The following is a 23,246-nucleotide window of genomic DNA, read 5'->3' as shown; positions in this document are numbered from 1 at the left end:
GAAAACCACCAATTTGATTATCCTTTTTCAAATTGGTGGTTTTTATTTTTGAAATAAATATGTATTTTTTTATAAAAATATTTTTTGACCCCCATAAAACTATGTATTCCTCCGAATATGTATAGTGAAGAAAATAAATAGAAGAAAAATGACTATGAAAGAATATAGAAGCATTAATAAAATTACTAGATTAGGTGGGCATCCAAAATAAAAGGATGAAATTACCAATGGTATAGAGGAGAGTTATTCAAGGATTGCAGATAAAATAGAAAAAGAATAAGCAAAACGAACGGTAGAAAATAAGAAAGTAGATAAAAATACAAACTTAACTGTAGTGCCGAGAGAAAAGGAAAATCATTAAGAAAACGTTGGACTCTAAAAATATAACTAACAGCAAGAAAACAAGACCGAAGAAAAGTACCAAGAAAATCTGGTTAAATGGTCACTTGTGTAGTGGCCATTTTGCTATTTGAAGGAGGCTGGGAGATTACAAGTGTTGAGTTTAGTAATGAAGATCTTAAGAAAACCGAAAATAGAAGATATCGTATGTAACATACAAAACAACGAAGAAGATAAAGAAGCGTTTATCGTACAGTATCAGCCTTTTATTAGAAAATCAATTTCATCAGTCTGCCGCCGATATATTACAGAACAGGATGATGAATATAGCATTGGATTGTTTGCGTTTAACGAAGCAATTGAACAGTATTCCTATACAAAAGGAAAATCCTTTTTAGCGTTTGCTGATCTTCTTATAAAAAGAGATGTAATTGACTATATACGTAAGGAGTCTAAACATAACTTTGTCTTTTTAAAAGAAGATGAGCAAGAGGAAATGTTAGAAATGCAAGTGTCGCTTACGGAGTATATGAAAGAGATGGAAAATAGTAACCGTAAGGAGGAAATTCTTCATTTTCAAAGTGTGCTAGCTGAGTTTAAAATCACATTCTCAGAGCTTGCTAAAGAATCTCCTAAGCATCGTGATACGCGTGAGCACTTAATAGAAATTGTAAAAATTATTATAAAAGAAGAGGAAATGATGGAAGAGCTGTTCCGAAAGAAAAAGTTACCGCTTAAACATATTGAACCGCGTGTTAGGGTAAGTCGTAAAACGTTGGAACGACATAGAAAATACATTATTGCAATGTGTATTATTTTTGCAAACAACTATACATATATTCTGGATTACATAAGAGGGGAAAAGCATGATGAATAAAGGAATTGTGATGGATATAAAAAAGCATAGCGTAGTTGTTTTAACACCAAATGGAGAGTTTATTAAGTGTAAAAGAAAAGGGGATTCTTGCATGATCGGGGAGGAAATCTCATTTGATGAGCAAGAACAAAAAGCATCGCATTTTTCGATCCCTTCCTTTTTAAAACCTGCATCAATACTTGTTGCTTGTTTTCTATTTGCAGTGCTGTTTTTCTACAACCAACCAGAAGAAAAAGTATTTGCTTACGTCTCAGTTGATATAAATCCAAGTTTAGAGGTGAGCGTAACAAAGGATTTTCGTGTTATAGATTTACAGGCTTGTAATGATGATGGAAGGCGTATTTTAAAAGAATTGAAGCAATGGGAAAATAAACAATTACAAGAAGTAATACGTACTATTATAAAGCAAAGTCAAGAGGATAAGTATTTAACGAATGATAAGCAAGTTATGCTAACAGCAGTTGCAAAGGACAAGGCGCTAGAACCACAGTTAGAAAAGGCAATGAAAGAATTGAAGAAAGAATATGAGTTAAAACATATTACAGTTGAATATCAAAGTAGCACGATGCAAGTACGAGAGAATGCTAGAAAAGCTGGAATTGGCACAGGTGTCTATATAAAGCAAGAGAATGAGAAAAACAAATCGCTTACTCCTCCTGCCACGCCGCCTAATCCGGTGGAAAATGAAGAAGAGGTGCAATCACAGCCGGAGTCATCTCCTGATGCATCAATGGATTTATCTCCTGTAGACGAAAAAAAATATGAAAAGCAAGAGCAGAAAGAACAAAAGAAAACAGAGGAACAGCCATCGAAGCAAATAAAAGAAAACAATGGAAGAGGATCTCAGCAAGAAAATAGAGGGAATCAACAGGAGAATAAAAGTAGAGAATCTCAAAAAGGAAATAATGGGAATCAGCAAGGGAACAACGGAAGAGGATCACAACAAGGGAATAATGGAAATGGGCAAGGAAGCAACGGAAGAGGATCACAACAAGGAAATAATGGAAATGGGCAAGGGAACAACGGAAGAGGATCACAACAAGGGAATAATGGAAATGGGCAAGGGAACAACGGAAGAGGATCACAACAAGGAAATAATGGGAACGAGCAAGGGAACAACGGAAGAGGGTCTCAACAAGGGAATAATGGGAATCAGCAAGAGAACAACGATAGAGAATCTCAAAAAGGAAATAATGGGAATCAGCAAGGGAACAATGGAAGAGGATCCCAGAAAGAAAATGACGGAAACGAGCAAGGGAACAATGGTAGGGGGTCTCAACAAGAAAATAGAGGCCACCAGCAAGGGAATGAAAAGAAGAATCAATAGAATATGGAAGTGAGAGATTCATTTCAAAGCTAAAAGGATGTATCCCGCTATTTGTCGGGCAGTAAGACCTCCATCTCAAAATTCAGCGGAAGCAAAGAAGTTAGGTGGGGGTCGGGCTGATAATCCGTGGGGGATGAACAAAGCCCTCACGGATTAAAGTTGCACTTTATTATTTTATAGTTCTATTAAGAAGGAGTATGTGAAAAATATAATGGAGAAAAACATTCAACAAGAGAAAGATAAAGAAAAACCTGTTTTTTATGATCCGAAAGGAAGGAGAAACATAGCCTTTATTTGGTTTCTATGTATCTCAATAGTTAGTGTAAGTGTTGTATTTTATTTTTTCTTTCAAAGTATTTTTTCAACACCAGAAATTCCAAATATGAATACCGCTGTACAACAAGATACTAAACTTGTACCAATTAATCAAAAACTTAGTGATCAGCAGTTAAAGAAGGAAGAATTTAACCCAAATACCGAAACGAAGGATAATAAAAATTTGGTGAATTCGCCGAAGGATAGTAAACAACGTAAAGAAGTGTATGGTTTTTATGTAAACTGGGATGAAAATAGTACCGCTTCTTTAAAAGAAAATATCGATTCCTTAACTACGTTAGTACCAGAGTGGTATCATTTAAAAGCAGATTTAACGATTAGAAGTGAGATCAAACCTGAGATAGTAAAGTTGGCAGAAAAAAATCAAGTGAAGATTATGCCTTTGCTTACTAACTATACTGAGGAAGCTTCTGGTCCTGATAATGGGCTAATTCATAAGTTACTGAATTCCTCAAATGATGTAAAGACAAAGTTTATTAATGATTTAGTAAGCCAAGTTAAAAAGAATCAGTTTTCAGGTATTAATATTGACTTTGAGGCCGTACCTGAAAGTGATAGAGAAAACTTAACAAATTTTATGAAAGAACTTACTACGGAATTTCATGAACATGATTTGCTCGTTACACAAGATGTTCCAGCTAATGATAAGGCTTTTGATTATAGTGCGTTAGCAAAAATAATAGATCGAATGATTGTAATGATGTACGATGAGCACTATGGAGCCGGGGAACCAGGACCAATTGCTTCAAATGAATGGTTCCAACATACATTGAAAGAACTGAATATTCCGTCTAATAAGCTTATAGTTGCTTTCGGTAACTATGGATATGATTGGGAAGTGAATAGTAAAGAAGCTGCGAAGTCTTTAACTTTCTCAGAAGTTATGGCAATGGCTCATGATTCAAATATGAAAATTCAATGGGATAAGATGAGTGGAAACCCTTATTTTAGATATAAAACAGGAGAGAAAGAACATACTGCTTGGTTCTTAGACGGTGTTACTCTCTATAATCAAGTGAAAATCGCAATGGAGAACAATGCAAAGGGCTTTGCATTATGGAGACTAGGAGCAGAAGATCCTACAATATGGAAAGTTTTAAAAAATCCTATTGAGGTAAAAAAAAATCCTAATGTATTACATAAAATCAATAGTTTAGATGAAGTAAATTATTCTGGACAAGGTGAAATTTTACAGATTGAGAATGAAAGAAAAAATGGATTGAGAGATTTTAAAGTAGGCAAAGATGGTTACCTTACAGATGAAGTATATCAATCCTTACCATCTGCATATGAAGTGCAACGATATGGAAAACCAAATGGGAAACAAGTAGTATTAACATTTGATGATGGACCAGACCCGAAATATACGCCAGAAATTTTAGATATATTAAAAGAGAATCAAATAAAAGCTGCTTTTTTTGTACTTGGTGAAAACGCGCAACTAAATACTAGTATTGTAAAAAGAATATACGATGAGGGGCATGAAATTGGCAATCATACTTTCAAGCATCCTAACATAGCTGATACGTCTTTATTACGAACGAAAGTAGAACTTAATACGACGCAACGTTTAATTCAGGAAGTAACTGGACATTCTACGGTTTTATTTAGACCGCCATATGAAGCGGATGCTAACCCGGATTCATCAAATGAAATATTGCCTATTTTACGTGCACAAAATATGAACTATACAATGGTAGCGGAAAAAGTTGATCCCGAAGACTGGGCAACACCATCAACAAATGAATTAGTAAGACGTGCTCTTAATCCCATTTATAAGGGAGAGGGAAATATTATTCTTCTCCATGATGCGGGAGGGAATCGTACCCATACAGTAGAGGCACTCCCGATCATTATTAAAGACCTAAAAAAGCATGGATATAGTTTTGTAACAATTTCAGATTTAATGAATAAAGAACGAGATGAAATTATGCCTCCTGTTTCTTCTGAGGGGAAGCAATATTTACTTTACAATAAAGCTGTCTTTTCAGGAGCTGGATATTTTAAGCATATATTAACTACTATTTTTTATATTGCTATTGGATTAGGGATTTTTCGATTTTTATTCTTAATTTATTTTGCATGGAAGCAGAAAAGAAAAACGTTATCTCGCTATATTAATTCGTCCTATCAACCTTTTGTTAGTGTTGTCATAGCAGCATATAATGAAGAAAAGGTGATAGCCAAGACAATTCACTCAATTTTGGATAGTAATTATAGAGAATTTGAAGTTATTGTTGTGGATGACGGATCGACAGATGCTACGTCAAAAGTAATGAAAGAAACATTTTATAAACACCCTAAAGTTCGTTTCATTCAGAAAGAAAACGGCGGGAAATCATCGGCAATGAACCTAGGGTTTCAACAATCGCGAGGAGAAATCATTGTCACTTTAGATGCGGATACTATTATTGCGCAAGACGCCATTTCTCTAATGGTTAGACACTTTGAAGATCAGAATGTAGCTGCAGTTTCAGGTAATGTCAAAGTGGGGAATAGACGGAATTTGTTAACTACTTGGCAACATGTTGAGTACATTACAGGGTTTAATTTAGAACGTAGAGCTTTTGATGAGTTAAATTGTATTACAGTAGTTCCAGGAGCTATTGGGGCGTGGCGCAAAAAGAATGTAGTTGAATCTGGATATTTAAGCGAAGATACATTAGCAGAAGATACCGATCTTACTATTACATTTTTACGTCAAGGGCATAGAATTGTATATGAAGAAAAAGCGCATGCTTTTACGGAATCACCTGAGGATGTGAAAAGTCTCATTAAACAGCGATATCGTTGGTCATATGGTACACTTCAATGTCTTTGGAAACATCGAAAAGCGTTGTGTAATTCAAAACATAAAACGTTAGGGTTTATTGCACTGCCTAACATGTGGTTATTCCAATATGTTCTGCAATTCATTGCTCCTTTTGCAGATATATTAATGATTATAGGACTATTTAGTAGTAATCCGCTAAAAGTTTTAGGATTTTATTTTGTATTCTTTTTAATGGATCTTCTCGCTTCTCTGTTCGCATTTAAATTAGAGGAAGAAAATCCGAAACCATTAGTATGGTTAATTTTACAACGTTTTATTTATCGTCAATTTATGACTTATGTTGTCATTAAATCTATATTCTCATCGCTTCGAGGAGTAGCGGTAGGGTGGAATAAACTAAAGAGACTGGGGAGTGTTAAACATTCCACGGAACATAAGGAGGCATCATAAAAGAGCGGACTATCTGCTCTTTTTTTCATTGATTTTAGTTAGTTGAATGTAGAGTTGTAGCATAAAAACTACTGCTTCTATAACGAGATTCCTATTCATTATGAATAGTGAGACATTATGTTAAGCTAATCCTTTAGTTTCGGATTAAAGTTTTTTTATATTTTTTTAAAATGACGGACACAAAAACGCATATACCTTCGAATTATATATATGGATAACATAAATATGTATATAAAAGGGGAGAAATAGGATGAAAGAAAAAAAAGAAATGTTTCAAGAAATCGCTGAGGTGTTAAAGGTATTGGCGCATCCAGTTCGTCTATCTTTAGTAAAAATAATGCTTGCAAAAGGTCCTACTAATGTAACAACAATGTATGGGGATTTACAAATGCCTCAAAGTACAATTAGTCAACATTTATCTAAATTAAAAGCTGCTAAAATGGTTACAGGTACTCGGAAAGGATTAGAAATTTATTATGAAGTAACTGACAATCGTACAAAATCAATATTAGCATGTTTAGTTTAAATACAGACTTCTATTTCAAAATAAAAAACGCTATTCTTTTCTATGATTTTAAAGAGAGAATAGCGTTTTTTATTTTTAAGGAGTATCTTTTTATATGCCTATAGAATGGAGTGGAAGGTTTATGGGTTTAAATGTACCTACTATTACCTTAGGTTCTAATGCGTCTAATAATGAAAAAATTCTCGGTTTAGGGGTGCTTCTTTATAGCTTACGTACAATTGAGATTAGAAAAAGTAGAGCGAGCGTTTAATGAGGCGGAAGTAGTGTTTATATGCGAAACTTTATAGAAATCTCATTTTTCTAATTGTATCTTTTTAGATTGATGGATGTGGGGTCACGTCCATCAATCTAAGAAAACAAGTTAGCTAAAAAATGATGAAAATAAACTTTATAGAAATAAAAAATATGAACGTAGAGGATTAAACAAAGTATATAGTGCTTTTTTAGTCATGTAATCTTTTAATCTGATGATCTTTTCCCCATTCAAACAGATCATTCATTATTTGCATTAAAGATTTTCCGTATTCACTTATGGTGTACTCAACCTTTGGTGGTACTTCTTGATATACGGTACGATAGATAATCCCATCAGCTTCAAGTTGCCGAAGTTGTTGTGTAAGAACCTTTTGTGTAATGTTTGGGATTTCTCGTTTAATTTCATTTGTTCGCATTTTTCCATCCGACAAAATACATAAAATATGAACTTTCCATTTTCCACCGATTACATCGAGTGTTGTTGCAATTGGGCAATCATCATTTTGATTCATATAACACCTCCAAAGGTACTTCAAGGTTCCTATAGTACCTGAAAGTACGTACTTTTCAATTATATGTAACTCATTCATACTAATACGTAAAGGATTGATTAATTTATAAAGGGGCTGGAAAATGATGAGAACACTTGTAATTGTAGCACACCCTCATATTGAAAAATCAAAAATTAATAAAAGATGGATAGAAGAACTTGAGAAACATTCAGATGAAATTACGGTGCATGAATTATATAAGGTGGCACCAAATTGGGAGTTTAATATTGAACAAGAGCAAAAGTTATTAGTAGAACATGACAGATATATATTTCAATTTCCGCTTTACTGGTACAGCACACCACCATTATTAAAAAAATGGTTCGATGATGTATTAACATATGGATTTGCGTACGGATCACAAGGAGATAAAGTGAAGGGGAAAGAATTTGGTGTAGCTATTTCTATAGGTGGATTAGAAAAAGACTATGAAAATAGTGGGATTACAATGGATGAGTTGACGAAACCATTCCAAGCTACATGCCTATATACAGGTATGGAATTTATACCTTCCTTTTATTTATATGGTGCAGAATATAAACTAAGTGATGAAGAGATTGATAAAAGTGCACCTGAGTATGTGCAATATGTAATGAACAAGAAGTATTCTAATATATAATGAAAAATAGCCATTTACTTGTGAAGTAAATGGCTATTTTATATTCTTCTTATATTCACTAAGTGTAATCTTTAGTAAATTAATAGTTAATCTGGTAAAATAAAAAACCTAACATATATAAAGGGGAGTTTTACTTGAGAACGATGCGACAATTATTACAAAAGAGAGCAATGCAGTCACCAAATTTGGAAGCGCTTGTAGGAGGGAAGAAAAGATATTCGTTTCAGCAATATAATGAACGAGTAAATCAGCTTGCACATTATTTGTTACATAATGGTGTGCAAAGAGGAGATCGTATAGGAATACTATGCAAAAATAATCACCCATTTCCAAGTGTTATGATGGCAAGTTTAAAAATTGGAGCGGTATTTATTCCGCTAAATCATCAGCTTACTGTATATGAATTAGAAACGATTGTAAAAGAAGCGAAATTAAAAGTGTTAGTTATTGATGAAGAATTTAGTGAAGTGTTATTAAATGTTGATGCTGTTAAAGAAATTCCTTATGTAATTCAAACGATAAAAGAAGGTTTTGGTTCATTTGAATTAGAGCTGCAAAAACAGCCAACGACAGAACCGAACGTAGAAGTTCATGAAGAAGACGACGCCATTTACTTATTTACTTCAGGAACGACTGGACAGGCGAAAGCATGTGTAATTGGACATAAAAACTTACATCACTATTTTGCTGAAATTGCGGGACAAAGAGAAATCCCAGCAGGTGAACGCTTTTTATCTGTGCATCCATTGTTCCATATGAGTGGCGTGCTTTCTATTTTAAATTGTATTTATCATGGCGTTACGATGATTTTCTTAGCTGATTCGAATCCTACTCTTATTTGGGATAAGATTGAAGAAGAGAAAATTACTACGATGCTTGCGTTCCCTGCTGTTTATAGTTACATGCTTGATGAATTAAATAAAAAAGAACGTAATATTTCAACCTTTAAAGTAGCACAAAGCGGTGGTACAAAAGTGCCAGAAACACTCATTCAAAAATATATGGAAAAAGGAATATATATGGTGCAAGGTTATGGTAGTACAGAAGGTTGGGTTGTAACCTCATGGCATCCAATGATGGGAAAAGAAAAGATGTCTTCTGTAGGAAAAACCTTGAAAAATGTAGAGGTGAAAATTGTTCATCCGGAAACAGGACATGAACTAACAACAAATGAAGTTGGAGAGATTCATGTGAAAAGTCCATACATGTTTAAAGGGTATTGGAATAATGAAAAGGCGACAAAGAAGGTAGTAAAAGATAACTGGTTTAACATGGGTGATGCTGGCATGATAGATGACGATGGATTCCTGCATATTATGGGAAGATATAAAGACGTTATTATACGCGGTGGTGACAATGTATATCCAGATCAAGTAGAAGATGTTATTCATGAAATACATGGTGTTTTAGAAGTTGCAGTAGTTGGAGTTCTAGATGACTTTTGGGGAGAGGTTCCAAGAGCTTTCATTGTGAAGGATAGCGAAACAATATTAACAGAAGAAAGTATTACTCAGTATTGTAAACAGAAATTAGCCAGTTACAAAATACCAGAAGTGGTATTCATAGATGAGTTACCGAAAAATGCTTTAGGAAAAGTGTTGAAGAGGGAATTACGAGATGTAGTTCTTGTGAAATAGAAAATTATGAAACGATGGAGAACCCAGTTATGTATAAAGCATGACTGGGTTTTTATGTATCAAAAACATAATAATTTACTAGATTTTGTATTTTGTGTAAGATAATAAAGAATATTCAATTAATAATTCGAGGGATGAAATTAAATGAAGCTACCGTTATTAGAAGTAGAGACGGATAGACTCATTATCCGTCCATTTCAAAAAGATGATTACGAAAGTTGGTTAGATGGATTTAATAAGAGACTGCCATCGCAGTATAAATATGACGATGGCTATCAAGTTATGGCATCGTCAACAAAAGAATGGTTCACGGAATGGATAAGAGGCTTTGATGAAGCAGCACATCGAGATGAGATGTATGTATTAGGTATTTTTCGTAAAGAAGACGGAGCTAATATTGGAAAGCTAGAGCTAATAAAAATTTTACGTATGGATTATCAGTGGGCAATGATGGGCTACTCTATTCATAATCAATATTGGAAAAATGGATATGGGGTAGAAAGTGTAAACGCTACGTTATCGTTATTTTTTAATAGCCTTAATTTTCATAGAATCGAATTACATATACATGTTGATAATGAGCCATCAGTGCGTCTTGCGGAAAGCGCAGGCTTTTCATTTGAATGCAAGAGAGAGGCATTTTCATTAGAGAATGGTAAGTGGATGGATTTTCTTATTTATTTTAAAAATAAGGAGATGAGTATATGAGAGTGGTTATTACAGGTGGAAATCGGGGATTAGGGTTACAGTTAGTAAAAGTATTTCATGAAAAGGGGCATATCGTTTATCCGTTAGTTAGAACTGAGGTTGCGGTAACGCAATTGAAGCAAATGTTTAGTGGTAGATGTTTTCCTATATTGGCAGACTTATCGGCTGATGAGAGTACGGAGCAAATTAAGAAGCAGCTTGAGGAATATACAGAATATGTTGATCTAGTTATAAATAACGCTGGCATTACTGGGAAGGAGACTGAGATTTTACATACAAATTCAGAAGAATTAACAGACTTATTTAATATTCATTGCTTAGGTGTAATTCGGGCTGTAAAAGGTACATATGTGGCGTTAGCTAAATCGGATCATCCGAGAATAATAAATGTGTCCTCTCGATTAGGATCATTACATAAAATGGCGAACAAAGAGTTTCCGCAAGGTCAGTTCTCATATTCATATCGAATTGCTAAAGCTGCACAAAATATGTTAACACTCTGCTTACAACAAGAGTTTGAGAATAAAAGAATTCGTGTAACTGCCATTCACCCAGGAAAATTAAAAACTGATATTGGTGCCTTTGATGCGAATATGACTCCGGCTGAAGGAGCAAAAAATATATATGATTGGGTAATAGATTCAAATGAGGATATTTCAGGGAAGTTTATTGAGCCTGGTGTAGGGGAATTGAAGTGGTGATATACGATCTTGCAATCATTCAGAATCTATTTGGCCCTTCTAAAAAAGTATTAAATGGCTTACCAAATGCAGTAACGATTGAAGAAATAGAAGAAGATGTTTTGTATAACGTACAAACATATAAAGAAAAGATAAGTAGATTTGAAGAGGTTTGTTTTAATTGGGAGTTAAAAAGAGCAAGTATTGTATTAAACAAAAGGTTTAGTAGTTATAACTCAAGTGTGAAAGTGTTACTTGATGTCGGTTTTTCTTTGTATGCCGCAAAGATAGAAGTATGTAGAGAATTGAACAATGTAGAAGAGCTTGAAAGACAATATACATATCGATCAATAGCAGAAGGAACGTTATCGGAAAAAGAATTTAAATACATTTGGGAGCAATGTATGTTGAACTCAGGAAATCAAACTTCAATTTTAACTATCGATGAGCATTTTTATTCCGTGCAAACAGAGTTAGGTAAGGGTTGGGAAAAGTCATGTATTGTTTTTTATGATAAAACTGAGCCAATTGGTATGTCCATACCGCATATAGAAACTGGAACAGAAAGTGAAGGACGATTATTTTACTTTGGAGTAATGCCTTATTATCGCGGGAGAGGAATTGCTTCTCATATGCATCTTCAATCGTTGCATATGTTAAAGGAAATGGGGGCTACTTATTACATCGGAAGTACACATACTTCAAATGAAAAGATGCAGAAGATATTTTGGAGAAATTATTGTTCGGTGAAAACGGAGACAGAGCTTTATTATAAAATTTTTAAAGTAGATTAGGAGAAAAGAAAATGAAGACTATAAACGTATTTCATTACGACGCATTTACGAATAAACCAAATAAGGGAAATCCAGCAGGTATTGTATTAGAAGCAGATGGATTAACGGAAGAGGAAATGCAAATTATTGCTGAAAAAGTTGGATATAACGAAACAACTTTTGTTCTTTCCTCAGAAGTAGGAGATATAAGAATGCGCTATTTTACACCTGGTTTTGAAATGGATTTATGTGGTCATGGGACAGTAGGGACGATATATGCCTTGCGCGAAAAAGGTTTATTAGAAGAGAAAAGTAACCTTACGATTGAAACGAAGGCAGGGATTTTACCAATACAAATAGGTGTAAATGAAAAGGGAGAAACCTTTATTAAAATGAGGCAGACAGCACCCCAGTTTAAAGATTTTGCAGGTTCAAAAGAAGAATTAGCTCATAGTATTGGTTTAGAAGTAAATGATTTAGATGAAAGTTTACCGATTGTATATGGAAGTACGGGGAATTGGACTGTAATTGTACCGATTAAAAATCTTGATGCGTGTGAGAGAATGAAACCTAATACTGATGCATTTCCGTCAGTATTAAAAGAAATACCTAATGCTTCCATTCACCCAATTTGTCTAGAAACTTATGATGAACTAGCACAAATGCACGGCCGTCATTTTTCATCAGCTTACGCTGGAACGATTGAAGATCCAGTGACAGGAACAGCTTCAGGTGTAATGGGAGCGTATTATGCGGAGTATTTAGAGAAAGATTTTGAACATGAATTGGATTTAATCGTTGAGCAAGGACAGGAAATAAATAAAGATGGTCGTGTAACTGTTTATGTAACGAAAGGGATAGAAAACGAGAAGTTACAAATAGATATTGCTGGAACAGCGGTATATGTGAAAGAGTTTGAAGTTTTAATATAAAAAAAGAAAGCCCGGCATACATCCGGACTTTCACTATCTGTTCAATACTTCAATATACGAAGCATTTCCAGTTGTTCTTAAAGCAGAGCGAAAATTGTTATTTTCTAGCGTTTTAGCGACTTGTTGTAATTGCTGTGCATCATCATGATGGATAAGTAAGCTGTCAGCACCGCTTTCTTCTATATGAATGTGTTCGACATTTCCGATGGCATCATGTACAGCTTTTAAAAATTCAGGTTTCATATTGTCCTCCTATATGTATGTAACGTTGTTGTTAGTATTTCCTTATTTTTGAAATATAAAAGTAAATGAAAGGAGAAATAAAATGAATATAAAGCAGTTTAACGAACATATAACATCATTATTTGGAGAGCATCTTCATAAATACGGCGATGATGAATATGGTTTTACTCATATAAGTAAAGATGAATTTCACAAAATCGGTTACACAACAAATTTAACGTTAGAAACTATTGAAGAAGCGTATAGAAATGGAGTCGATATGATAGTTACACATCATGCGCCGTGGAGTTTTTTATTTGGTATGGAAGAGGCTTGTATTGAGAAATTGAAGCAATATGAAATGAATCATTTTTGGGTTCATTTGCCGTTAGATTTTGTAAAGTTTGGCACATGTACATCGTTATTTAACGGAATTGGGATAGATACAATACTGGAATATTCCACGTATGAGGAAGAAGAACTACCGGGAATAGGAGAATATAAAGAAGCGATTCCTTTTTCAAACTTAGTTGGAAAACTTGAAGAAAAAATGGAAGAGAAAGTGAAGAGCTGGAAAAATCACGATAAACCAGTAAAACGGATTGCGATTTTAACCGGTGCAGGAAACAATACAAATTTGATTGAACGTGCATTAGAAAAAGGGTGTGACACGTACATAACAGGTGAAAAAACATTATATACAGTTCAACATGCGAAATTTAAAGGGATTAATTTAATTGTAGGCAGTCATACGTTTACAGAAGTGTTTGGTGTAGAAAGTTTGGCTCATAAATTACAAGACAGAGACCCTGCAATAGAAATTATTAGAGTATATGAAGAGCATTTAGAGTGATAAAATCACATTACCATAAATGGAATATTGAAGAAAGCCATTGTAATAAAATAAAATTATTGTTTGTTATATTAGGATGGATGAGAGGATTTCCCTTGCGTTTGTCAAATAATAGTAAAGCTGCCTTTTGAATTGAGGGAATATTCGGAGTTAAAGGGTGAGAGAATGGACATTTCAATAATCACTGCACAACTAGTTAAGGAAAAAGTTATTTCACATTATCCAAATAGCGTAAAAGCATTAAACGGGGGTACGACAAGTACTATATATTTGTTAGATGAACAATACGTTGTAAAGTTGAATGAATCGGATGTCATACGTGAAGAAGCTTATTTTCTTCAGTTTTATAAAAAGGACGAATTATTTCCAAAGCTTTTATATAAGGAACCTTTAAATCGCTATATTGTTTACTCATTCCTTGAGGGCACAAATTCTTGCAAACTAGGCTATAAACGGAGTGTTCTTTGTAAACTTGTAAAAGAAGTTATCAATGAGTATGAAGTAGCTACAGAGGTTGATGGCTGGGGATGGAAAGAAAATCCGGTTCAATCTTGGAGTGGATTTTTAACAACAAATGTGATAGAAGCTCATGAAAATGTAAGGCGTTACATAAGTGAAGAAGGGTATAGAACGGTTCTTAAGTTAGCGAATAGGGACGCTGGAATAAATCAGCCGTTTTTATTGCATGGTGATCTTGGATTTCATAACTTTATATTTAAAGAGAATGAGCTGCACGGTGTAATTGATCCTTTACCAGTGTTAGGAGATCCTATATATGATTTAATTTATGCGTTCTGTTCAACTCCGGAAGATTTAACAAAAGAAACGATTGGTTATGCGATGAAACAATGTGTATTTCATAAAAATGACCGTGATTTATATGAAGAAATAGTCATAGGATTATATTTGCGTATAGATACATGTTTACGGCACCACCCGAAAGATTTAGAAGATTATTTAGAAGCTTGGCGTTATTGGATGGGTGAGGTTGAGGTGACTTTATAGTACAAATATTTTTGGGGAGATAGTGAGATGAATGTTGCAGAAGCGAAAAAGGATTTAGCAATAAAAACGAAGAGAGGCTTACCGATTATATTAGCCGGCGTTTTATTTTGGGTAGTTATGAGTATAACGGGATTTGTTCTTTCTGAAAAACAAGTGGTGTGGGTATATTTAATCGGTATGGGCTGTGTGTTTCCTTTTGGCTTAATGATAGCTGCTATATTGAAGATTGATATGTTTGCGAAAGGAAATCCGTTAGGGGTTTTGGCAGGCTTAATTGGTGGAATAAATGTATTGAATATTCCACTTGTATTACTTGCCTATTTTCAATTTCCAGAATGGTTACCTTTTGTAGTAGCGATGTTAATAGGTGTTCATTTTATTCCGTACGTATGGATTTATGAAAGTAAAAGTTATGGTTTATTATCAGTAGGGACTGTATTTGTAACGTCAGTTTGCGGGATTCTTTTTGCAGAAAAAGGATTTACTGTAATTCCATTATCGGTTACAGTTGTCTATTTACTTACTTTTATAAGTTTAATAATTGAAAATAAAAAAGCAGATCATTATCAACAAAAGTCAGCTTAATAAAAATATAGGGATAGGGGAAATTATGATGAAAAATTTCGTTTGTACAACGTGTGGCGTGCAGTATGCAGCGAGTGTAGAAGAACCAGTGAGTTGTCATATTTGTGATGAAGAAAGGCAGTATGTGAATCCGAAAGGGCAGTCTTGGACGACTTTAGAAAATTTGCAAACAGATGATACATATAAAAATGAAATAATTAAAGAGGAAAATGGACTTTATAGTATTACGACAAAACCAGGATTTGCGATCGGTCAAACGGCATTTGTAGTGAAAACAGAGTCATATCGTTTACTGTGGGACTGTATTACGTATTTAGATGAAACGACAATTACGAAAATAAAAGAGCTTGGCGGATTAGATGCGATTGCATTGTCTCATCCTCATTATTATTCAACGCAAGTAGAATGGGCAGAGACATTTGATGTACCAATTTATATACACGAAGATGATAAAGAGTGGGTGATGCGTCCGAGTAGTCGTATTATTTATTGGTCTGGTGAGTCTTTACAATTAGCTGATGGATTAGTCATTCATCGTTTAGGGGGACATTTTAAAGGTGGATCTGTCTTACATTGGGAAGAAGGTAATGACGGAAAAGGAATTTTGTTAACAGGTGATATTATTCAAGTTGTAGCAGATGAGCGGTGGGTAAGCTTCATGTACAGCTATCCAAACTTAATTCCACTACCAGCGAGAAAAGTGGAAGAAATGGTGAATCGAGTGAAGCCGTTACAGTTTAATCGTTTATACAACGCTTTTCATCGAGTAGTAAAAGAAAATGCAAATGAGGCAGTTGAACGTTCTGCTGACAGATATATAAAAGCAATAGAAGGAAAGTTGTTTCATACGTAAAAGGAGAGTAGCTTAATGAAAACGTTAGTATGTTTTGGAGATAGTATTACAGCTGATGAAACATTTTTTGATGGAATGCCGAGATTAACACCACGTTTGCAAGAGATGTTTCCGAACTGGAAAGTAGTGAATGCAGGTGTTCCAGGTGATAATACATTCGATGCGTTAAATAGGATTGAAGAAGATGTAATATCATATAAACCAGATTTCGTAACAGTTTTTCTTGGTACGAATGATGCAGTTTCTTTTTCTCAAGTGTCATTACAAGCATATAAAGAAAACTTAGAGAAGATTGTGAACCAAGTTTCATCAGATAAAGTACTACTGATTAGTCCTGCACCAGTTGATGAAGAAAGACAGCATAATAGAACAAATAGAGTGCTTAGTCAGTATGCAGACGTGGTGGAGAAAGTGGCGAGGGAAACAGGAAGTTATTTTCTAAACGTATTCGCTGAAATGATTCAAGAACGGGATTATAAAAGATTTGTAGAAAATGATGAAAAAGATGGATTACACTTTGGGCCAGAAGGTTATGAGTATGTAGCGAAGTTAATTGGTGAAAAGTTAAAAGGGATTTTATAAGGAGCAAAGCACTTAGTGCTTTGCTTTTTCGTATTTCTTTCGTAGTCCATAAACTTATTGATTGCTGTAATTTGGATAGATATTTTGCATTTTTATCCCGCATTAACTGCCCGTAAATGCCCGATTGGTGAGGGCTAATAATCAGTGGGGGATGAGCAAAAAAACCACTGATTAAAGTTTCACTTTATGTGGGTAAAAGGTTAGTGCTGTTTTAAAGTAATATAAATTTATTTTTAAAAATTTATATTTCGTAGTTGAAAATTAATAAAGGTGTAACTATAATAGTTACAGTAAGTTTGTTGTTTTGAGATGTACATATTGAATTACAAGAATGAAGGGAGTTTTTATGTAAATCAAAAAGCTATAAAATCCATTAATTTTTATAATAAGATAAAATGCTTTTGGTTCATACACATTATTAAATATGTTATTTCTAATAGAAAACTAGAGGTGGAAAAATGAAAAATTTTAAAGGTATGTTAATATCATCACTTGCAATTACAGCTTTTGCTGGGGTAGGTACGACATTTGTAACAAATACAGTACATGCTGCTAATGACGATTCTAGTAAAATACAAGTTCGTTCTAATAAGAGTATAAACACAACAACTGGCTCGAGATTGCCTGTATTATCAGTCAATCCTTATGATGAACCTAGATTTTCAAGACAGGGATATCTTGAAGAGGCACCTTTAGGAATTAATGCTCCTTATGCTTGGGGAATTAAAGGAGGAAATGGCCAGGGAGCAACTTTTGTAGATTTGGAAGAAGGTTGGTTATTAAATCATGAAGATTTAGTCGGTCAAAATATTGAATTTATGTCTGGAAAAATGAGTAATGATCTTTCTCACGGTACTTCAGTTCTAGGTGTTGTTTCTGCAGCTGACAATGGGATTGGGAACATTGGGATTGCACCAAAAGCAAAGGCAAAAGTAATTTCAGTGATCCGAGATAATGGGAGAATCGATGTAAGAGATGCTATTTTAAGTGCCGTAGATTCTTTACAGGCTGGAGATGTTTTATTAATAGAAGAATCCTTTAAATATGATGGATATGGAGATGACCCTTTACCAGTAGAAGTATACCCGAGTATATTTAACGCAATTCGCAAAGGTACAGATAAAGGCATTATTATTGTAGAAGCAGCTGGTAATGGTGGGATTGATTTAGATGAATTTAAAGACCGTAATGGTAAGCAGATTTTAAATCGAAATAGTCGAGACTTTAAAGATTCAGGAGCTATTATAGTTGGAGCATCTACTGCAAGAGTTCCTCATAAACGTTTAGCTTTCTCTAACTATGGTAGTAGAATTGATGTATATGGTTGGGGAGAATATGTTGATACATTAGATACATATCAAAATCAAAATAGTAAAGGACAAAAAGTTACAGATCAGAACATAATTAATCGTTATACTTCTAATTTTCGTGGTACTTCTAGCGCTTCGCCTATAATTGCTGGGGCTGCTGTATCGATTCAAGGGATTGCTAAAGAACATTTAGGTAAGGCATATACACCAAAAGAATTGAGAGCAATTTTAAGTAATCCTAATACAGGCACAAAGACTAATAACCCATCATCTGATAAAATAGGGGTTTTACCAGATTTAAAAGCGATTTTGTCTAACCTTGGATTTCATAATGATTTGACTACCAATGATCCTATGGTATTTCCAGATAACGTAGAAAAAAATGAAGGAAAAGAAAATTCAACTTTCGTATTTCCAGGTGAAGAAACAAAAAGAACAGGTGATAAAAATTCAACTGTAACCTTTCCAGAAGAAGATTTAAAACAGGAGGAAAAAGAAGAGGGATTAATTGTTTTTCCTGATTAATAAAAAAATACTACCTTCCATTTGGAGGTAGTATTTTTTATTTCTTGTCAATAACAAGCAGGCATGAAATTTGTATTTGTTTATCTTTCATAATGAATTTAACTAAAAAAATCGAATATTTGACTGTTAATTTACTTTTTCGTCTCAATCAATTACATGAATTAATCTAGAAATGCTTGCTGTAATGCTTTCAGTCCATCGCTGTAAATACCATGAAACAGATTTATTGCCTCTTCATCACTAACCTCAACAGGAGTGAATGTACCAGACCACTCTACTAACGATGTATTACTTTCAGTACCTTCTTTCACCTGGATTGTAGATAAATAATTAGTGACTGGGAACGGTGCATTCATGATTGAATACGTGTAGTAGCGTTCTTTAGCATTGAATATTTCTAAGCGTTCTATAATTGTATCACCATCTGGATTAGCTAGATGACGTACACGACCGCCTTCCGTTAATTTACTGCTAGGTATATAAGGTAACCAGTCTGGAAGGGAGTTGAAACCTCCGATTAATTGCCATACTTGTTCAGGTGAACCGAAAATTTCCATAGATGTAGTAGTATGTGCCATATTCATTACGCTCCTTTTCATCCCGGTATTTACGGGTAAATAATCAGTGGGGGATGCTCCCACTGATTAAAGTTTCATTATTATTTTACGTTGATTGGTAGTGGTGCATTAGGTGCTACTAGTTTTTGTTCGCGCATTTCTTCCCAGAATGCTGCTGGAATTACTGTATTTAAGGCGTTTTGGTCTTCTACAATTCGTTCCGGTTTACTTGCACCAGGAACAACGGCAGCAACTGCTGGATTTGCTAGTGAAAATTGTAATGCAGCAGCTTTGATGCTGATGTCGTGACGATCTGCAAGAGCTTTGATTTTCTCAACCTTTGCAATAATTTCTGGCGATGCTTTTTGATATTCGAAGTGAGCGCCTCCAGCAAGAATACCTGAGCTATATGGGCCACCAACAACAATATCCATATTATGCTTTACAGCTGCAGGCATTACTCGTTGTAATGCACGTTCGTGGTCTAATAATGAATAGCGACCAGCTAGTAAGGATATATTTGGTTTCGCTTCTTCTAAATCAAGCATAAGTTCAATTGATTCTACTTTGTTTACTCCAAGCCCCCAGCCCTTAATAACTCCTTCTTCACGTAAACGTGTTAGCGCACGGAATGCTCCTGTTCGAGCTGTTTCAAATTGTGAAATCCACTCATCACCATAAAAGTCTTGTGCTAAATCATGAATGAAAACAAAGTCTAGACGATCTGTTTTTAAACGTTTCAAACTTTGCTCGATAGAACGAAGTGTTGCATCTGCGCTATAGTCATTGATCATTTTATTTTTGCGACCAAATTCGAAAAGTCCGCCTTTTTCACCTAAATCACGTGCAGATGGATCTTCTAGTTCATCTGAAATCGTTCGACCTACTTTGGTGCTTAAAAAGTAATCATCACGATTTCTTTTTGACAGTGCTTCACCAAGACGGATTTCCGCTAATCCAGATCCATAAAGTGGAGCTGTATCAAAGTAACGAACGCCATTCTCCCAAGCAGCATCCACTGTAGCGATTGCTTCTTCCTCTGGGATATTACGGTACATATTTCCTAGTGGTGCTGTACCAAACCCGATTTTTTCTTTTAGTAATTTACTCATTATAGATATCCTCCTAAAATGTATTTGAAAATTATTTATTCATTGTGAATGGATGTGAAAATGAAAACATGTCATTTCATCGTCTGACAAAATGTATGATAAAAATACTCACTTTAAAGTACAGGTACTAACAGGTAATTTCTAACACTGCATGACTCACTCAACTCTTACAAATGCTATTATGAAATGTATTTTACATAATGAAAAGTACGTACTTTAAAGTGATATAGATACTAAAAAGTAATACAGGTACTTTTTGGTGCCGTACTACTCATCTGCTGTTTACGTATGCTATTATGAAACATGTTTAACACAATAAAAAGTACGTACTTTAAGGTGCTATAGATACTTAAAAGTAATATTTAAATATTTTAGCTTATTTGTCTTATAAAATTATTAAAGGAGATTTTTATATGAAAACATACAATATTCCTGTAGAGGCAACTTTAGAGGTTATCGGTGGAAAGTGGAAAGTAGTTATCCTTTGTCATTTAAAGAAAGACAAAAAGAGAACGTGCGAATTAAAACAATTAATGTCTGGTATTACACAAAAGATGTTAACGCAACAATTACGTGAATTAGAAGAAGATGGTGTAATCGAGAGAAAAGTGTATAACCAAGTGCCACCAAAAGTAGAATACTCTTTAACTGATTACGGTCATTCTTTAGATTCTATACTCGATACTCTTTGTAACTGGGGAGAAAATCATCTTGAAAAGAATGGTAACACGTCTATGCTTATAACCGCAGCTGAATAAAGAAAGAAAAAACGAACGAGAATACGTTCGTTTTTTCTTTTTGTATAGAGGGAGATTTTTAAGCAGCATAATTACTTTTTTGTAATATAGGTACTTTTTTGTGCTGTAGGAACTAAAATGTGCCGTATAGAAAATTATTTATTTTTACGTAACAATAGATAAGGAATTTATAAAAAAGGAGAGGAGATCGCGTGAAACAATATAATATACCTATAGAAGCAACTTTAGAAATTATCGGTGGAAAGTGGAAGGTCGTCATTTTATGTCACTTAACGAAAGGGACGAAGAGAACGAGTGAGTTGCAACGTCTAATTCCTGAAATTTCTGTGAGAATGTTAACGCAGCAACTACGTGAGCTGGAAGAAGATGGTGTGATTACACGTGAAATTTACAAAGAAATTCCCCCTCGAGTAGAATACTCCCTAACCGATTATGGGTGGTCTTTACAAAATGTATTAAATCAATTAACCGCATGGGGAGAACGATGCATAGATAGAAAAAACACAGAAGTTAAGTGAAATCTCTATATGTAATATTGAAAACACCACCTAATGAAGAGGTGGTGTTTTTCGTTTTAAAACTTTAGAAAGTTGTTATGATGAAAAGTAAAATTTTTGAGGACCTGTTTCAGTCATGGGTACTTAAAAGTGCCTACATCACTTTAAAGTACGTACTATTCTTCATAATATAACCGTTTTATAATGACACTCGTAGCAAGAAGTCATAAAGATTTTAAGCTATGTTCAAAAAGACTTATTAACTAGTATAGTTTTTTGTTCAATTTTTTAGTAGGAGATGTTTTTATGGTTGAAGAACTTTTTTATAAAAAAATACTTAAAAATCTGTTTTCAGATCCAGTTCAAATTACACTTTGGAATGGAGAAACAATACAATATGGCGAAGGGGAACCTCAATTTCATATAACATTCCATAAGCCGCTCTCAAAAAAAGAAATTGCTAAGGATCCTTCTATTGCATTCGGTGAAGCATATATGAATGGAGACCTTGAAATAGAGGGTAACCTTGAAAAAGCAATTCAATCTATTTATAAAAGGCAGGATAGCTTTTTAGGTGATAGTAAGTTGCAATATTTCAAAAGTAAATGGAATTTCTCAAAACAAAAAAATAAAGATGATATTGCTCATCATTATGATATTGGGAACGATTTCTATAAATTATGGCTTGATGAAACAATGACATATTCTTGTGCATATTTCCAAAATGAGCAAGATTCTTTAACGACAGCTCAACATAATAAAGTAAATCATATTTTGAAAAAGTTGAACCTTCAAAAAGGTGATACGCTATTAGACATCGGTTGCGGGTGGGGTGAGCTCATTACAGCTGCCGCTAAGCAGTACGGTGTGAAAGCGATGGGAGTAACGTTAAGTGAGGAACAATTTGCAAAGACTTCCGAGCGAATTAAACAAGAGGGACTTACGGATTTAGTTGAAGTATCTTTACTTGATTACCGCGATATTAAGAATCGTAAATTTGATAAAATTGTTAGTGTAGGTATGATCGAACATGTAGGAAAAGACAACATTACGCAATACTTTGAAACAGTTAACAAACTACTAAATGATGGCGGGATTTCTCTGCTGCATTGCATTACTTCTCCGGCTAATGGTGGTGCTACGAATGGTTGGATTGAAAAATATATATTCCCTGGTGGGTATGTTCCTGCTGTTAACGAATTAATCACGAACATGACAAACGAACAATTTTTCATTGTTGATGTGGAAAGCTTACGTAGACATTACGGGAATACATTACAACATTGGGCTCGAAATTTTGAAAACGTACTAGAGGAAGTTCGCAAAACGAAAGATGAGCGATTTATCCGCATGTGGCGTTTATATTTAAATGCATGTGCAGCTTCGTTCTTTACAGGTAATATTGATTTACATCAATTTGTATTTACAAAAGGGATTAATGATACAATTCCGATGACACGTTCGTATATGTATGAATAAGAGTATATAACTAAGTAGCTCTCAAGTCATTGAGTATAAATAAAATGATGATAGGACATAAGTCTATAACGTAAAGTCGAGATGGGGATCAGAAAAGGATTTCTATCTCGATTTTTTAATATATA

At 34.2% G+C, this 23,246-nt stretch carries 24 protein-coding genes; 20 read left to right on the top strand and 4 right to left on the bottom strand.

Translation table 11 applies throughout. The features are described from left to right. Positions 1 to 493: 493 nt before the first annotated feature. The 5 genes from sigI (at position 494) to ACUXVC_RS17180 (ending at position 6,878) form a co-directional block, all read left to right on the top strand. A complete protein-coding gene (sigI, locus tag ACUXVC_RS17200; protein ID WP_002082432.1) occupies positions 494 to 1,216 on the top strand; it encodes an RNA polymerase sigma factor SigI in 723 nt (240 codons plus the stop codon). Then, entirely contained in the window at positions 1,206 to 2,543 is a 1,338-nt protein-coding gene (locus tag ACUXVC_RS17195; RefSeq protein WP_144465782.1) for an anti-sigma factor domain-containing protein, read from the top strand. Before sigI ends, ACUXVC_RS17195 begins: the two co-directional genes overlap by 11 nt. Positions 2,544 to 2,754: 211 nt before the next feature. Then, complete coding sequence (locus ACUXVC_RS17190; RefSeq protein WP_144465798.1) at positions 2,755 to 6,102, top strand: glycosyltransferase; 3,348 nt, start codon at positions 2,755 to 2,757, stop codon at positions 6,100 to 6,102. Positions 6,103 to 6,352: 250 nt separating this feature from the next. Beyond that, on the top strand, positions 6,353 to 6,628 hold the full coding sequence (locus ACUXVC_RS17185; RefSeq protein ID WP_000660066.1) for an ArsR/SmtB family transcription factor: 276 nt from the start codon (positions 6,353 to 6,355) through the stop codon (positions 6,626 to 6,628). A gap of 94 nt (positions 6,629 to 6,722) precedes the next feature. Continuing rightward, positions 6,723 to 6,878: a hypothetical protein gene (locus tag ACUXVC_RS17180; protein ID WP_016080830.1), complete on the top strand. Its 156-nt coding sequence runs from the start codon at positions 6,723 to 6,725 to the stop codon at positions 6,876 to 6,878. A 193-nt stretch (positions 6,879 to 7,071) separates the two neighbouring features. Here the strand turns inward: ACUXVC_RS17180 and ACUXVC_RS17175 are convergent, their stop codons facing one another. Then, the gene (locus ACUXVC_RS17175) at positions 7,072 to 7,395 is read right to left on the bottom strand and encodes a winged helix-turn-helix transcriptional regulator (protein WP_001072958.1); all 324 of its coding nucleotides are present in this window, start codon (positions 7,393 to 7,395) and stop codon (positions 7,072 to 7,074) included. Between the two features lie 124 nt (positions 7,396 to 7,519). On the opposite strand from ACUXVC_RS17175, the gene ACUXVC_RS17170 reads away from it, so the two are divergent. The 6 genes from ACUXVC_RS17170 to ACUXVC_RS17145 all read left to right on the top strand — a co-directional run bounded on the left by ACUXVC_RS17170 (position 7,520) and on the right by ACUXVC_RS17145 (position 12,783). After that, positions 7,520 to 8,053: an NAD(P)H-dependent oxidoreductase gene (locus tag ACUXVC_RS17170; protein ID WP_048538105.1), complete on the top strand. Its 534-nt coding sequence runs from the start codon at positions 7,520 to 7,522 to the stop codon at positions 8,051 to 8,053. 143 nt (positions 8,054 to 8,196) lie between these two features. Then, positions 8,197 to 9,690 carry a class I adenylate-forming enzyme family protein gene (locus tag ACUXVC_RS17165; protein ID WP_098127976.1) on the top strand — a complete coding sequence of 498 codons (1,494 nt, stop codon included), beginning with the start codon at positions 8,197 to 8,199 and terminating at the stop codon, positions 9,688 to 9,690. 144 nt (positions 9,691 to 9,834) lie between these two features. After that, positions 9,835 to 10,398: a GNAT family N-acetyltransferase gene (locus ACUXVC_RS17160; protein WP_089171498.1), complete on the top strand. Its 564-nt coding sequence runs from the start codon at positions 9,835 to 9,837 to the stop codon at positions 10,396 to 10,398. Further along, positions 10,395 to 11,099, top strand: a complete 705-nt coding sequence (locus ACUXVC_RS17155) for an SDR family NAD(P)-dependent oxidoreductase (protein ID WP_098127952.1) — start codon at positions 10,395 to 10,397, stop codon at positions 11,097 to 11,099. Before ACUXVC_RS17160 ends, ACUXVC_RS17155 begins: the two co-directional genes overlap by 4 nt. Next, complete coding sequence (locus ACUXVC_RS17150; RefSeq protein WP_103597362.1) at positions 11,096 to 11,872, top strand: GNAT family N-acetyltransferase; 777 nt, start codon at positions 11,096 to 11,098, stop codon at positions 11,870 to 11,872. The genes ACUXVC_RS17155 and ACUXVC_RS17150 overlap by 4 nt, the downstream gene beginning before the upstream one ends. Before the next feature lie 11 nt (positions 11,873 to 11,883). Further along, positions 11,884 to 12,783, top strand: a complete 900-nt coding sequence (locus tag ACUXVC_RS17145) for a PhzF family phenazine biosynthesis isomerase (RefSeq protein ID WP_048564551.1) — start codon at positions 11,884 to 11,886, stop codon at positions 12,781 to 12,783. Between the two features lie 33 nt (positions 12,784 to 12,816). Here ACUXVC_RS17145 and ACUXVC_RS17140 read toward each other — a convergent pair whose 3' ends face one another. Then, positions 12,817 to 13,026 (bottom strand): hypothetical protein, encoded by a 210-nt coding sequence (locus ACUXVC_RS17140; protein WP_000801654.1) that lies wholly within the window; start codon positions 13,024 to 13,026, stop codon positions 12,817 to 12,819. 82 nt (positions 13,027 to 13,108) lie between these two features. Here ACUXVC_RS17140 and ACUXVC_RS17135 point away from each other — a divergent pair, with 82 nt between their 5' ends. The 6 genes from ACUXVC_RS17135 to ACUXVC_RS17110 all read left to right on the top strand — a co-directional run bounded on the left by ACUXVC_RS17135 (position 13,109) and on the right by ACUXVC_RS17110 (position 18,718). Beyond that, a complete protein-coding gene (locus ACUXVC_RS17135) occupies positions 13,109 to 13,858 on the top strand; it encodes a Nif3-like dinuclear metal center hexameric protein (RefSeq protein WP_048564552.1) in 750 nt (249 codons plus the stop codon). Positions 13,859 to 14,023: 165 nt separating this feature from the next. Then, the gene (locus ACUXVC_RS17130) at positions 14,024 to 14,863 is read left to right on the top strand and encodes a phosphotransferase (RefSeq protein WP_000355256.1); all 840 of its coding nucleotides are present in this window, start codon (positions 14,024 to 14,026) and stop codon (positions 14,861 to 14,863) included. Positions 14,864 to 14,890: 27 nt separating this feature from the next. Continuing rightward, on the top strand, positions 14,891 to 15,448 hold the full coding sequence (locus ACUXVC_RS17125; protein WP_098127956.1) for a DUF7010 family protein: 558 nt from the start codon (positions 14,891 to 14,893) through the stop codon (positions 15,446 to 15,448). Positions 15,449 to 15,473: 25 nt separating this feature from the next. Beyond that, on the top strand, positions 15,474 to 16,301 hold the full coding sequence (locus ACUXVC_RS17120; RefSeq protein ID WP_081366351.1) for an MBL fold metallo-hydrolase: 828 nt from the start codon (positions 15,474 to 15,476) through the stop codon (positions 16,299 to 16,301). 15 nt (positions 16,302 to 16,316) lie between these two features. Next, entirely contained in the window at positions 16,317 to 16,883 is a 567-nt protein-coding gene (locus ACUXVC_RS17115; protein ID WP_029442875.1) for an SGNH/GDSL hydrolase family protein, read from the top strand. A gap of 458 nt (positions 16,884 to 17,341) precedes the next feature. Beyond that, positions 17,342 to 18,718: a S8 family peptidase gene (locus ACUXVC_RS17110; protein ID WP_071731211.1), complete on the top strand. Its 1,377-nt coding sequence runs from the start codon at positions 17,342 to 17,344 to the stop codon at positions 18,716 to 18,718. 161 nt (positions 18,719 to 18,879) lie between these two features. Here ACUXVC_RS17110 and ACUXVC_RS17105 read toward each other — a convergent pair whose 3' ends face one another. After that, on the bottom strand, positions 18,880 to 19,296 hold the full coding sequence (locus ACUXVC_RS17105) for an SRPBCC family protein (protein WP_088024547.1): 417 nt from the start codon (positions 19,294 to 19,296) through the stop codon (positions 18,880 to 18,882). A gap of 80 nt (positions 19,297 to 19,376) precedes the next feature. Beyond that, positions 19,377 to 20,387, bottom strand: coding sequence for an aldo/keto reductase (locus tag ACUXVC_RS17100; protein WP_000040529.1), 1,011 nt, complete (start codon positions 20,385 to 20,387; stop codon positions 19,377 to 19,379). 413 nt (positions 20,388 to 20,800) lie between these two features. On the opposite strand from ACUXVC_RS17100, the gene ACUXVC_RS17095 reads away from it, so the two are divergent. From ACUXVC_RS17095 to ACUXVC_RS17085, 3 genes are all read left to right on the top strand, one after another. Continuing rightward, the gene (locus ACUXVC_RS17095) at positions 20,801 to 21,145 is read left to right on the top strand and encodes a winged helix-turn-helix transcriptional regulator (protein WP_000860820.1); all 345 of its coding nucleotides are present in this window, start codon (positions 20,801 to 20,803) and stop codon (positions 21,143 to 21,145) included. A 191-nt stretch (positions 21,146 to 21,336) separates the two neighbouring features. Next, positions 21,337 to 21,663: a winged helix-turn-helix transcriptional regulator gene (locus ACUXVC_RS17090; protein ID WP_000816339.1), complete on the top strand. Its 327-nt coding sequence runs from the start codon at positions 21,337 to 21,339 to the stop codon at positions 21,661 to 21,663. 285 nt (positions 21,664 to 21,948) lie between these two features. Beyond that, complete coding sequence (locus ACUXVC_RS17085; RefSeq protein WP_074554937.1) at positions 21,949 to 23,121, top strand: cyclopropane-fatty-acyl-phospholipid synthase; 1,173 nt, start codon at positions 21,949 to 21,951, stop codon at positions 23,119 to 23,121. Positions 23,122 to 23,246 lie beyond the last annotated feature (125 nt).

The organism is Bacillus sp. N6 (assembly GCF_052805735.1).
Note: the sequence above shows the minus strand (reverse complement) of the source record. Positions and strands in the feature narration are given on the sequence as shown.

Bases quoted from the DNA above. Each gene is read 5' to 3' on its own strand.
- ACUXVC_RS17195 (WP_144465782.1), top strand. From the start codon at position 1,206: ATGATGAATAAAGGAATTGTGATGGATATAAAAAAGCATAGCGTAGTT.
- ACUXVC_RS17190 (WP_144465798.1), top strand. From the start codon at position 2,755: ATGGAGAAAAACATTCAACAAGAGAAAGATAAAGAAAAACCTGTTTTT.
- ACUXVC_RS17185 (WP_000660066.1), top strand. From the start codon at position 6,353: ATGAAAGAAAAAAAAGAAATGTTTCAAGAAATCGCTGAGGTGTTAAAG.
- ACUXVC_RS17180 (WP_016080830.1), top strand. From the start codon at position 6,723: ATGCCTATAGAATGGAGTGGAAGGTTTATGGGTTTAAATGTACCTACT.
- ACUXVC_RS17175 (WP_001072958.1), bottom strand. From the start codon at position 7,395: ATGAATCAAAATGATGATTGCCCAATTGCAACAACACTCGATGTAATC.
- ACUXVC_RS17170 (WP_048538105.1), top strand. From the start codon at position 7,520: ATGAGAACACTTGTAATTGTAGCACACCCTCATATTGAAAAATCAAAA.
- ACUXVC_RS17165 (WP_098127976.1), top strand. From the start codon at position 8,197: ATGCGACAATTATTACAAAAGAGAGCAATGCAGTCACCAAATTTGGAA.
- ACUXVC_RS17160 (WP_089171498.1), top strand. From the start codon at position 9,835: ATGAAGCTACCGTTATTAGAAGTAGAGACGGATAGACTCATTATCCGT.
- ACUXVC_RS17155 (WP_098127952.1), top strand. From the start codon at position 10,395: ATGAGAGTGGTTATTACAGGTGGAAATCGGGGATTAGGGTTACAGTTA.
- ACUXVC_RS17145 (WP_048564551.1), top strand. From the start codon at position 11,884: ATGAAGACTATAAACGTATTTCATTACGACGCATTTACGAATAAACCA.
- ACUXVC_RS17140 (WP_000801654.1), bottom strand. From the start codon at position 13,026: ATGAAACCTGAATTTTTAAAAGCTGTACATGATGCCATCGGAAATGTC.
- ACUXVC_RS17135 (WP_048564552.1), top strand. From the start codon at position 13,109: ATGAATATAAAGCAGTTTAACGAACATATAACATCATTATTTGGAGAG.
- ACUXVC_RS17130 (WP_000355256.1), top strand. From the start codon at position 14,024: ATGGACATTTCAATAATCACTGCACAACTAGTTAAGGAAAAAGTTATT.
- ACUXVC_RS17125 (WP_098127956.1), top strand. From the start codon at position 14,891: ATGAATGTTGCAGAAGCGAAAAAGGATTTAGCAATAAAAACGAAGAGA.
- ACUXVC_RS17120 (WP_081366351.1), top strand. From the start codon at position 15,474: ATGATGAAAAATTTCGTTTGTACAACGTGTGGCGTGCAGTATGCAGCG.
- ACUXVC_RS17115 (WP_029442875.1), top strand. From the start codon at position 16,317: ATGAAAACGTTAGTATGTTTTGGAGATAGTATTACAGCTGATGAAACA.
- ACUXVC_RS17110 (WP_071731211.1), top strand. From the start codon at position 17,342: ATGAAAAATTTTAAAGGTATGTTAATATCATCACTTGCAATTACAGCT.
- ACUXVC_RS17105 (WP_088024547.1), bottom strand. From the start codon at position 19,296: ATGGCACATACTACTACATCTATGGAAATTTTCGGTTCACCTGAACAA.
- ACUXVC_RS17100 (WP_000040529.1), bottom strand. From the start codon at position 20,387: ATGAGTAAATTACTAAAAGAAAAAATCGGGTTTGGTACAGCACCACTA.
- ACUXVC_RS17095 (WP_000860820.1), top strand. From the start codon at position 20,801: ATGAAAACATACAATATTCCTGTAGAGGCAACTTTAGAGGTTATCGGT.
- ACUXVC_RS17085 (WP_074554937.1), top strand. From the start codon at position 21,949: ATGGTTGAAGAACTTTTTTATAAAAAAATACTTAAAAATCTGTTTTCA.